8 protein-coding genes and 1 tRNA gene are annotated in these 10466 nt (G+C 67.5%); 3 read left to right on the top strand and 6 right to left on the bottom strand.

Annotation, left to right across the window (positions count from 1 at the left end; translation table 11 throughout):
* Nucleotides 1-4: 4 nt before the first annotated feature.
* The 6 genes from HUA78_RS31525 to HUA78_RS31500 all read right to left on the bottom strand — a co-directional run bounded on the left by HUA78_RS31525 (nucleotide 5) and on the right by HUA78_RS31500 (nucleotide 5615).
* Nucleotides 5-370: an integration host factor subunit beta gene (locus HUA78_RS31525; protein WP_141647739.1), complete on the bottom strand. Its 366-nt coding sequence runs from the start codon at nucleotides 368-370 to the stop codon at nucleotides 5-7.
* Between the two features lie 73 nt (nucleotides 371-443).
* The gene (locus tag HUA78_RS31520) at nucleotides 444-1217 is read right to left on the bottom strand and encodes a hypothetical protein (RefSeq protein WP_141647738.1); all 774 of its coding nucleotides are present in this window, start codon (nucleotides 1215-1217) and stop codon (nucleotides 444-446) included.
* Between the two features lie 30 nt (nucleotides 1218-1247).
* Entirely contained in the window at nucleotides 1248-2294 is a 1047-nt protein-coding gene (gene mnmA / locus HUA78_RS31515; RefSeq protein WP_141647737.1) for a tRNA 2-thiouridine(34) synthase MnmA, read from the bottom strand.
* Between the two features lie 107 nt (nucleotides 2295-2401).
* On the bottom strand, nucleotides 2402-3673 hold the full coding sequence (locus HUA78_RS31510; protein WP_174477823.1) for a CCA tRNA nucleotidyltransferase: 1272 nt from the start codon (nucleotides 3671-3673) through the stop codon (nucleotides 2402-2404).
* Nucleotides 3674-3824: 151 nt separating this feature from the next.
* Entirely contained in the window at nucleotides 3825-5060 is a 1236-nt protein-coding gene (locus HUA78_RS31505; RefSeq protein WP_174477822.1) for an MFS transporter, read from the bottom strand.
* Between the two features lie 12 nt (nucleotides 5061-5072).
* Complete coding sequence (locus HUA78_RS31500; RefSeq protein ID WP_174477821.1) at nucleotides 5073-5615, bottom strand: TetR/AcrR family transcriptional regulator; 543 nt, start codon at nucleotides 5613-5615, stop codon at nucleotides 5073-5075.
* Nucleotides 5616-6265: 650 nt separating this feature from the next.
* On the opposite strand from HUA78_RS31500, the gene HUA78_RS31495 reads away from it, so the two are divergent.
* From HUA78_RS31495 to HUA78_RS31485, 3 genes are all read left to right on the top strand, one after another.
* The gene (locus HUA78_RS31495) at nucleotides 6266-8377 is read left to right on the top strand and encodes a VCBS repeat-containing protein (RefSeq protein WP_217442656.1); all 2112 of its coding nucleotides are present in this window, start codon (nucleotides 6266-6268) and stop codon (nucleotides 8375-8377) included.
* A 1037-nt stretch (nucleotides 8378-9414) separates the two neighbouring features.
* Nucleotides 9415-9488 (top strand) — tRNA-Arg (locus tag HUA78_RS31490).
* Nucleotides 9489-10179: 691 nt separating this feature from the next.
* Nucleotides 10180-10466: peptidylprolyl isomerase (locus HUA78_RS31485; RefSeq protein ID WP_174477819.1), on the top strand; the 287-nt coding region annotated here is incomplete at its 3' end.

Raw genomic sequence — 10466 nt, 5'->3', positions numbered from 1 at the left:
GCCGTCACCGCGCCACGGACGTCACCGGCAACACCGCCGTGGCGAGCGCCACCGAGGGCAGCACGGAGCCCACGGGCTCCTGCCTCGGCGCGGGCGCATTGAGCCGCGCACGCAGCTCCTTGCCGGCGGCGAAGCTGAGCGTGCGGCGCTCCGGCACGGCGACACTCTGCCCCGTCTTCGGATTGCGTCCCGTACGGGCGCGGCGCGTGCGAAGGGAGAAGACGCCAAAGCCTCGCAGCTCGATGCGCTTTCCCGCCACGAGGGCCTCCGCCATGCAGTCGAAGACGGCATGGACGATGGCTTCCAACTCGCGCCGCGGGACGTGGGGTGCACGCGCCGCGATGCGCTCGATGAGCTCACTCCTCGTCATGGCACACCTCCGCGAGGGACGGTGGACTCTACAGAAGGCGCACCCGCGAGGACAAACCACCCTGCCCCACGCCTCAGCGCAGGCGCAGGTCGGCGGGGCCTTCGACCTCGACCTCGGAGCCGTCCTTCGCTCTCAAGGTGACTTCCGCCCCATCCGGCACGAGCAGGCGGACGGTGCGGCCCAGGGGCACCTCGCGCCCCTCCAGGAGCACGGCGGTGGCCAGGTCATCCGTCTCCGCCACGGCGAAGCCATCATCCACCACCGCCACCAACCCACCTTCCCCCAGGTCTCCCGCATGGATGAAGGGGACCTTCGGACGGAACGGCGGCGCTGGCAGCGGCGTGTGCGGCCCTTCGTGATCGGTGTCCGAGCCCAGCCGCTGCAATCCGTTGGGCGTGAAGAAGGCGACGAAGTACTGCGTGGAGGTGTACGCGTCCTCGTGCGCGCTCTTGGGCGTCACCTGCACGTTGGTGTAGCGGGCGGCGACGATGCGCAGCGCGCGCGGCGCCTCCTGCACGCTGCCCTCCACCCACCGGTGCGCCGGGAGGTTGGAGCCGTGGAGCTTCGCCTCGTCCGCGTCGCCAATCTCCAGCGTGTCGCCCTTCTCGAGGAAGCGCAGGCCTCCGCCGAAGTACTCGAGCACGGCGGGACCGGTGGCCGTGAGCAGCGCGTCCCCCGTGAGCTGGGCGCCGACGGCGACGGTGCGCTGCTCCTTGCCCTGCGTGCGCAGCACCGGGGCCCCCGCCGCGAGCAACCCGGCGATGGGCTTGTCCGAGCGCTCCTTACAGGCGGTGACCAGGCTCGCGGTCGCGGCCACGAGCAGACATCCCATGAGGCGCTGCGCCATGTCCCGCTTCCTCCTCAAGACGACTCGAGCTCAGACGATCCAACCACCACCCAGCACCTTGTCCTGAGCGTAGACCACCGCGGCCTGTCCTGGGGTGACGGCTCGCGCGGGGGCATCCAACTTCACCGAAACGAGACCATGGGGCGAGATTTCCACACGGCCCGCGGCCCCCGCGTGGCGGTGCCGGATGCGGACCTCCACGGGCGTCTCCGGGGACGGTGGCGCATCCACCCAGTGGGGCTGGAGCAGCCCGAAGCGATCACGCCCCGTCTCCTCGGCGCTGCCTACCACCACGCGGTGGGTCTCCGGCTCCAGTCGCTGGACGTAGCGCACCTGTCCGCCACCCAGGTTGAGCCCCTTGCGCTGCCCCACCGTGTAGCGGTGGATGCCCTGGTGGGTGCCGAGCACCTGGCCGTCCCCATCGACAATCTCACCCGAGGGCTGGGGGCCGGCGACCTTCTCCACGAAGCCCGCGTAGTCACCGTCCGGCACGAAGCAGATCTCCATGCTCTCCGGCTTGTGGCTGGTGGTCAGGCCGTGGCGCTCGGCGACGGCGCGGACCTCCGCCTTCGTCATGTCGCCCACGGGGAAGACGATGTCGCGCAGCTCGTCCTGGCCGAGCGTGAAGAGGAAGTAGCTCTGGTCCTTCGCGGCGTCGACGGCGCGGCGCAGGACATAGCGGCCGTCGGTCTCCTCCACGCGCGCGTAGTGGCCGGTCGCAAGCCTCGCACCGAGCGCTCGGGCGCGCTTGAGGAGGAAGTTGAACTTCACGTCGCGGTTGCAGGCCACGCACGGGATGGGCGTGCGCCCACCGAGGTAGGACTGGACGAAGGGATTGACGACGCGGTCCTGGAAGATCTCCTCCGCGTTGGCGACGTAGAACGGAATCCCGAGCGTCTGGGCGACGGCGCGTGCGTCATCGATGTCGTCCGGACTGCAGCAACTCCCACACTTCGCCTTGCCCTCGTAGGACCAGACGCGCAGGGTGATGCCAATGACCTCGTGGCCCTGTTCCTTGAGCAGGGCGGCAGCGGCCGAGGAATCCACCCCGCCGCTCATCGCAACGACGACTCGCATGGTGCCCCTTCCTACACGCCCCAGCGTCCGGGCGCACGCGGGAGGACGGGGGGAGCCCCCCAAACCCGACCCCGGAGCCCGGTGGGAGGGCCGCCCACCGGCCGGGCTCAGGCCCCCGTGCGAGCCGACTGCCAGGCCTGGAGCCGCTGCTTGAGGCCCTCGGCGGTGTTCAGGGCGGGCTCGTCGAGCACCGAGTCCATGAGGAAGCGTGTCGCCTCGCCGACGATGGGCGACGGGCCGACGGCGAGCGTGGCCATGATGTCGCCCCCCGTGAGCGCCAGGTCCTTGGGCACCAGGGGCGGCTTCGCGGCGGCGAGGGCCTCCAGCCGCGCGCACAGGCGCTCCAGGTCTGGCAGGCGCTCCGGGGCACGGACCTGGACGCGGGCCCGGGCCACCGCGAGGAGCTGCGGAAGCTGGGGGAGCCCCACGCGAGCCAGGAGGCGGCGCAACGAGGAGTCCGTGTCCGAGAAGCGCTCTTCCAGCTTCGCGGTCTCCACGAGCAGGGCCACCAGGTCGGCGACCTTGTTGGGGAACTTGAGCCGCAGGCCGATGTCACGAGCCTGGGCGCGGTCGACGAGGTCCGCGAGCAGCACGGCCACGCGAATCTCGATGTCGTTCGGCGCGGCCTGCACCGCGGCGCGCGCGAGCCGGGCGGCTTCCGGGGTGGCTCGGGCCACTTCGGGGAGGAACACGTCCAGCAGCCCCGTCTCCGCGAGCAGCAGCAGCCCCCCTTCCGCGCGCGGAGAGAGCAGCAACTTGGTCAGCTCCTCGCGCACGCGCTCCAGGGCGACCTTGCGGAACACGGCGAGGGTCGCGGGAATGGCGTCGCGGGTGTCCGGGTCGAGCGAGAAGCCGAGCACCGCGGCGAAGCGGACCGCGCGCATGGGGCGCAGACCGTCCTCGGAGAAGCGCTCCAGGGCCGAACCCACGCACCGGATGAGCTGGGCCTGGAGGTCCGTCTGGCCGCCGAACGGGTCCGCGAGGTCGCGGTCCAGTGGGTTGTAGGCCATCGCGTTGATGGTGAAGTCGCGGCGGGACAGGTCCTTGACGATGTCGCGCTCGAAGGCGACGGAGCTGGGCCTCCGTCCGTCGAGGTAGTCCCCTTCCGAGCGGAACGTCGTCACCTCGACATGGGTGCCGCCCTGCACGACGGTGACGGTGCCGTGCTGGATGCCCGTGGGGATGACCTTGCGGAAGGCGCGCTGGACCTCCTCGGGGAGCGCGCTGGTGGCCACGTCGAAGTCCTTCGGGTGGACCTTGCGAACCATGTCCCGGACGCAGCCGCCCACCAGATACACGGCGTGGCCCAGCTCTCGCAGCCGGGCGATGACGTCGAGCACGGGTTGGGGAATGTCGGCGTTGTGGAGGTTGGCGAGCATGGGTCCAGGGGCGGCGAGCGACGTGCCCGCCTGACAACCCGGGTTGTACTTGCGCGCGCCCCTCCGAAGCCAGGGCCCTGGCGACAGGCCCCGTGCAACTCGCGGCAGTGTTCCGCGATGGATGGTGGCTCCGTCCCCCCGTGCGGTCCGCTCAGCCGGACCGCTTCTCAGGGAGGCGGGTGGAAGACAGAACTCCGGACAAGGTCAGCACGAGCACGCCGGCGAGCGGCACCACGAGCAGCCCCACGCGAAGTCCCACGGCGTCGGCGACGAGGCCGACCACGGGAGGAGACAAGAGGAAGCCCAGGCGCATCAACCAGCTCACGAGCGTGAGGCCCGTGCCAGGTCGCAGTCCGGGAAGCTCGTCAGCACCGTGCATGGCGGCGGGCACCAGCGTCGAGACTCCGAAGCCCGCGAGCGCGAACCCGGCGATGGTGGCGGGCACCGACGGGAACAGCAGAGCCGCCCCCATGCCCACCGCCGCAAGCACGCCTCCTGCCCGAGCCACGGCGCGCTGTCCGAACCTGTCGACGAACCTGTCGCCGAGCAGCCTCCCGACGAACTGCGAACCCACGAGCGCCACGTAGCCGAACGAGGCGACCGCGACGCCCGCGCCGAGCGTGCCGGAAAGATAGACAGCCGCCCAGGTCGACCCCGCGTCCTCGACGAGCGCTCCGCCGAGGGCAATCAGGACCAGCGCGGCGACCACGAGCCCCAGGCGCAGTCGACCCGGCGCTCCACGGCGTGCCGGGTCACTCTCCAACTGCGACGCGGCCTCGGATGAGACATTGGACGCAGTGGGCTCGGGGCCGGGCAACAGGAAGCGCAGGGCGGTCAACGACACGAGGGAGAAGATCAGGGCCGAGACACCCAGGTGGACACCACGCGGCACGTTGAGACCCGCGGCGAGCCCGCCCATGAGTCCACCCAGCACGGCGCCAATGCTCCAGACCGCGTGGAACCCATTGAGAATCGACCGGCCATAGAGACGCTGCACCCGCAGGCCGTGGGAGTTCTGGGCCACGTCCGTGATCGCATCCATGCTGCCTGCGAGAAAGAGTGTCACCGCGAGCGCCACCCACGAGGGCGCGACACCAGCGCACAATACGCCCAGCCCCGTGAGCACCGTCCCGGCCACGGCGACCCGTGACGAGCGGAAGCGACGGATGAGCGCTCCGGCGGCCAGCCCGGCCACCAGGGCTCCGAACGGGAAGGACGCGACGGCGAGTCCGTACTGGGCATTGCTGAGCCCGAGGTCGGATTTGATCTGCGGATAGCGCGGCAACAGGTTGGCGAAGATGGCGCCATTGGTGAGGAACAGCACCGCGACGGCGGCGCGAGCCGCTCGGTGCTCGCGGAGCACCGGGGGGCGGAGGGGGATGGTCATGAGGCAGCAGCTCTAGGATGAGAGGAATTGGAGCACGGCGTCGCGAGTGACGTCGCGGCCGTGCGGTGTCGGGTCGAGGCTGACGTGGATGAACAGGCCTTCAATCAAGGCGTCGAGCTTGTGGGCGGTTCGCGCGTCGACGTGCTGTTCGAGCACCGCGCGGCTGCGGCGCATCCAGTCGTGGGTGATCTGCCGGAAGGCGGGCTTCCGGGCCGCGAGGGTGTAGAGCTCGAGCGTGAGCACCAGGTCGTCGGGACCGGCCACGAGGTCCTTGTGAACCAGATCGACGATGGCCGTGGCGAGCTCGTCACGAGAAGCGACCGCCGAGAGTCGCGCAGTGAAGCGCTCGCTGACACGCTCGGCGAAGCGGGTGAAGGCCTCACGCAGCAGCTCGTCCATGCTCGTGAAGTGGTAGGTCATCGAGCCGAGAGGCACCCCGGCCCGGTCCGCGACGCGCCGGTGCGAAGTGCCCGCCACCCCACCCTCCGCGATGACCGAGAGCGCGGCGTCGATGATGCGGTCGCGTCGGTCGGGGTCGTTTCGTCGGGTCGCCATGGGACTCCTGGCTCAGGGAGAAGATACCCTCCATGTGTACGTTCGTACATATCGACAGGGTCCGGGGCGAATTTGTTCCCGAGCGAGGACCCTTTTCTCGGGCCCGAAGCGGTCGAGCAGGCATCCAGCAGCCCGGCGGCCCAGGTCGTTCCATCCGGCCGGAGAAGGATCCCGTGATGCCCGCTGGCAATCCCAGACACCCGAGCCCCTCCTTCCCGCCCTTGACTCTGGTCCACACGGAAAGGAATGGCTCTCGCGCTGGCGGAGATCATCGACGGAGAAGTTCGCGATGTGTATGACACTCCTCCATGAAATCAGCTCCTCCTGAATCATCCCAAAGACTCAGACGGCTACTGGCGGGCACCGCCGCCGCGCTGGGTCTGGTCGTGCCGCAGATCTCTTTCGCTGATCCGGATTGCGGCCCCTTGGACCCACGGCCGATCTGCAACCCCACCGAAGTTCCTGGGCCCACGGATCGAGCACCCTTCTGGATTCACGAAGGCAAGCGATTCTTCGTGATTGGCGCCTTCGACTATCCTGATCGAGTCACCGCGGATGCGGGTGATTCGGATGATTTCCCAAACATCGACAAGACAGAGGTCGCGCTGAATGAACTGGGGCGCGTGGGATTCAATACCTTGATCCTGGACATGCAGGATCTGACGGCAGCCGACCTGGACAAGCTGGAGTTGCGCGGCGTCCACGCCCTGGCCAAGGCCTGGAACTGGAGTCACCGAGGAGAGGGGGAAAGTGAGCTCCACTGGGTGCGAGAGGTGGCCGCTCAGCACCATGTCGGTAGCGACCTGGACCTCAAGATCCAGGAGCTGAAGGCCAAACCGGCGCTCCTTGGCTATGACTCCATGGACGAGATGGGCTGGAACAAGGATGGAGGAGGACAGATCGTATGGGATGGCGGGGCCATTGACGGGCCCAAGACAGACTCCAATCGTGCTCGAATCCCCACGGTGGAGGAGGCCACGAGCTTCCGCGCGTTCGTCAACGAGAGAGACCCGGCGCACCATGTCTACTACACGGAGATCGCCGCCAATGATGCGGAGGGCGTTGCGGCTTGGGAAGGCATCCCCGGCTTCCCCGCATCGGAGTACCGGAAATGGAGGGCCGCTGCGAACGCGTGGGGACAGGACAGGTACCCCATCTCCCTCCTGCCCGGCGGCGGTTCTCCACCATTCCCCCTGGCCCCCCTCAATCACCCGGCGGAGAGCATCGAAGCCATGAAGGTGCTCCATGACGACAACTTCGTGGCACCCTACTCTCCCGCGGGCCCCATATTGATAGTGCTTCAGGGACAGGGCTATGCCGAGTGCTGCAGCTCTCACATGGGACCGACAATAGGCCGCAGACCCAACTACACGGAGACACGCTTCATGGCGTACTCCTCCATCATCCATGAGGCTCGCGGCATCTTCTGGTGGGGGACGGAAAACATCGAGCAAGACTCTCAGCTCTGGTGGGACATCAAGAAGGTCGCCTCGCAGCTGCGCATCCTGGAGCCCGCGCTGCTCTCGGACGAAACGTATGCCCTTGGGGGCTTCGCGCCCGATGCCGGCGCCGGACAGCTCGAGGGCATCCGAAGCACCATCGGACAGCACAACATCCTCATCGTCGCCAACCGCACGCCCACGGCGGTGACCGGCCCCATCACTCCGGTTGCCTGGAATGGAACTTCGCCGGCTCGCCCCCTCTTCGAGCAGCGCAGCAGCATCCTCTACAACTCCAGCCAGGGTGGATGGACCGACACGTTCGGCCCCTGGGAGGTCCATGTCTACACGGACGCGCCCATCTATGGGCGGAAGGATGACTTCGATGGGGATGGGAAGTCGGACTTCACCTGGTACTGGGAGTCACCCGCCATGCCGCAGACAGGGCTTCTCACTGTCCAGGCCAGCTCGCTTCCCCGGCCGATGCGCTTCCCAGGAGGTCTCCCGGGGGACATCTCGCTCACTGGCGACTACGACGGAGACGGCCTCACGGACTTCGCGGTGTACACTCCCGCCGAGAACTCCAACGCCGCGGGGTTCTTCACGGTGTGGCGGAGCCGGGGGCAGCACTGGAGCTGGTTCGATTATGGGGAGCAGGGCGACATCCCCATCGCCGCTGACTACGACGGCGATGGGACCACGGACATCGCCGTGTACCATCACTTCACCGCCCCTGAGAGTACCCCTTCCGGGCTGTACTATGGAGAGTTCCGGTGGCTCTCGAGTCTGGATGGTCTCCCGCAGACCTTCCTAATGGGCGAGCCCGACGACACGCCCATCGTCGGAGACTTCGACGGCGACGGCCTCGATAACTTCGCCATGTACAAGCATAAAGCAGGTACGGGCTGGGGTGGATGGTTCACGGTGTGGAAGCCCGCGGAGAACGCCTGGGATTGGGACACGATGGGACAGGTCGGAGACATTCCTGTCGTCGGGGACTACGACGGCGATGGCCGAAGCGACCTGGCCCTCTATACGCCCCGCTGGCCCACGAACGACGGCGGCGGTTATTTCACCTACGTCCACAGCTCGACGGGGACGTCCTACGTGAAGTTCCTCGGCGGGGTCGGCGATGTTCCCGTGACGGGCGACTACGACGGAGACAGCAAGACAGACATCGCGGTCTACACGCCTCGCACGAGCAGTCCAGCAGCGGGCGGGTACTACACCATCACCTTCTCGGGCTCGCAGATCACGAGCACACGAAGCAGAGCCGGGGTACGGACCGGAGAGCTGCCCATGGGAAGGGAATGGCAGCAATGACAGGCGGACATGGCTCGCGAGAATGAGCCATGACGCACTCGGGACCTGGGCCATCCAGGTCCCGAGCAGTCGCCCCCACGGGATATGGGCGGCTGAACATCTGGGTGGCGACTACTTGCAGCAGATGCCTCCCTCTTCGCCGAACACGAGGTCTCCGAGCAACCGCTGCCCCAGAGGACACCCGTCCCTGTGGGTGCTTCCATCTCCCGGATCTCCCCGTGGACTCCCTCCCTTCGCGAGACACTCCTCGGGCGTCAACGGATCCCCTCCACCCTCGTTGTCGCTATCACCACAAGCCACCGCCCCGACACCGATTCCCAGAATGACAACCATTCTTTTCCAGAACATCCGCACGACTCCATTCTCGTGAAGAGTCGCCCCCAACAAGCAATCCACGTACCATTGCATACCTGCCACCGGTTTCAGACCCGCCCTTGTTTGCCCCAACGAAGTGGCGGCTCAGGATTCTGATGGGCCTCCATGAAACTTCGTGATCCAGCATGCGTTTCCGCCATCCTCGGGCAGAAACCTCTCACGCTGGGATGGACAGTTGTTTCAAGGCGGCATCACAGAGGGGAGATCGAAGGCCCTCGTGCATCAGCACGACGCATACAAGACCTCCGTCACTCAGCAAGGTCCTGCGCCTTCCCTGGCCAGCCGATGTGATTGGAACAGGGACGGTAGCACCGGAGGGTTCACGTGCCGCACGCGGAGGCTTCACCCCCAGCGCGCCTCTTGCCATTGCGCAGGGCGGTGGTGGCGCCCGCTGCGTCCCTCGGCCTTGAGGCGAGGAAGCGGGCCACCTGGTCCCCGCTGAGCAGACCGCGTCGGCTGCCTCCCCCTTTGTCGGATAGGCGTCAGGGGCGCCGCTCGGAGAGTGGCAGCTCGGCCAGGGCCTCACTCTCGTTGCACGCCTCCAGCCGCCTGCTATAACGCGCTGGCCGGTTACGTACTGCTTACGGACCGGGGTGAAGGACTCGTCGAAGGTGGCGGCCCTTCATCAGAAAGTACAAGTAGTTCCGCAGCTTTAGCCGTCCGACCTCGTAGCTCAGTTGGATAGAGCGGCGGTTTCCTAAACCGCAGGCCACAGGTTCGATTCCTGTCGGGGTCATAGCGGAACCCCTTGATTTTCCAAGGGGTTCCGCTCGCAGCACCTGTGGATGAAGTGGCTACCACGCCAGCGTGGCGTCCCTGTGGCGCTGCGATGCTGAAGCCCTCCGGCTAGTCCCTTCAGACGGGTCCCGTGGAAGCGGGACCACCCCCACAGCGGGCCCTGCCTCGACTGCCATCACCCGCGCTCACCGCGCCGGACAACGGGTCGGTGCGACCCGAGTCGAGGGACAGCCCCCGCGTGGATGACCCGCCACTCTTCCAAGGCCTGGACATGCCGGTGGATCTCCGGCGGCTGATGAAGACCCCAGACCCAGGGCTCCTGAGCAAGCAGGCGCTTGTCGATCATGGAGCGAACGACCTCGCGCTGACATGCGGGCCGCTCGAACTCCTCACGCAGAGGGCATGCGGACGGATTCCTCGACAAGGTCCGCCGGCGTGACGACACGGTCGGCGTAGCAGCCGACGACCCGGCCTCCACCGGCGTGGGTGTCCCCGATCGGAGCCTCCGGGGTGGGCTTCGTGCAGGCCGAGCAGAGCCCGCAAGCAACCAGCACCGCGCGACGCCACAATGGGATTCGCACCTTGCGCCATGTTGGATATACGAGTCAGGCCCACTTTGGGTTGTCACATCGCGCGGTGCATGCCGCCTCCGCGTCCTGGAGGCGCTGCGGGCTGACGCCGCGAAGCGCATGCAGGCACGCACCACGGTGGTGAAGCTGCTCGCGGACCTGAAGACGAAGGAAGCCGGCCCCATCAAGAGCGCTTTCGAGATGGCTGCCACACAGCAGTCCCAGGATTCCGCCTCCAAGGCCGCCGGGGGCGACCTGGGCTTCCGCAGCCGGGAGGAGTTGACCCAGGCCTGGGGCGCCGCGCTGGCGGATGCGGCGTTCGGTCTGAAGTCGTCGTCTGAGATTGGCCAGGTCGTGGAGACCGACAAAGGCTTCCACCTGGTGAAGTTCCAGAGCCGGCAGGTCGG

Source organism: Myxococcus sp. CA033 (genome assembly GCF_013336625.1).
Classification (GTDB): Bacteria; Myxococcota; Myxococcia; order Myxococcales; family Myxococcaceae; genus Myxococcus; species Myxococcus llanfairpwllgwyngyllgogerychwyrndrobwllllantysiliogogogochensis.
The sequence above is the reverse complement of the archived record's forward strand: the minus strand, read 5'-3'. Positions and strand labels throughout refer to the sequence as shown.

What these genes read in the sequence shown, in the direction of transcription:
- HUA78_RS31525 (WP_141647739.1), bottom strand. Translation starts at nt 370, where the DNA reads ATGACGAGGAGTGAGCTCATCGAGCGCATCGCGGCGCGTGCACCCCAC.
- HUA78_RS31495 (WP_217442656.1), top strand. Translation starts at nt 6,266, where the DNA reads ATGCAGGATCTGACGGCAGCCGACCTGGACAAGCTGGAGTTGCGCGGC.
- mnmA (WP_141647737.1), bottom strand. Translation starts at nt 2,294, where the DNA reads ATGCGAGTCGTCGTTGCGATGAGCGGCGGGGTGGATTCCTCGGCCGCT.
- HUA78_RS31520 (WP_141647738.1), bottom strand. Translation starts at nt 1,217, where the DNA reads ATGGCGCAGCGCCTCATGGGATGTCTGCTCGTGGCCGCGACCGCGAGC.
- HUA78_RS31505 (WP_174477822.1), bottom strand. Translation starts at nt 5,060, where the DNA reads ATGACCATCCCCCTCCGCCCCCCGGTGCTCCGCGAGCACCGAGCGGCT.
- HUA78_RS31510 (WP_174477823.1), bottom strand. Translation starts at nt 3,673, where the DNA reads ATGCTCGCCAACCTCCACAACGCCGACATTCCCCAACCCGTGCTCGAC.
- HUA78_RS31500 (WP_174477821.1), bottom strand. Translation starts at nt 5,615, where the DNA reads ATGGCGACCCGACGAAACGACCCCGACCGACGCGACCGCATCATCGAC.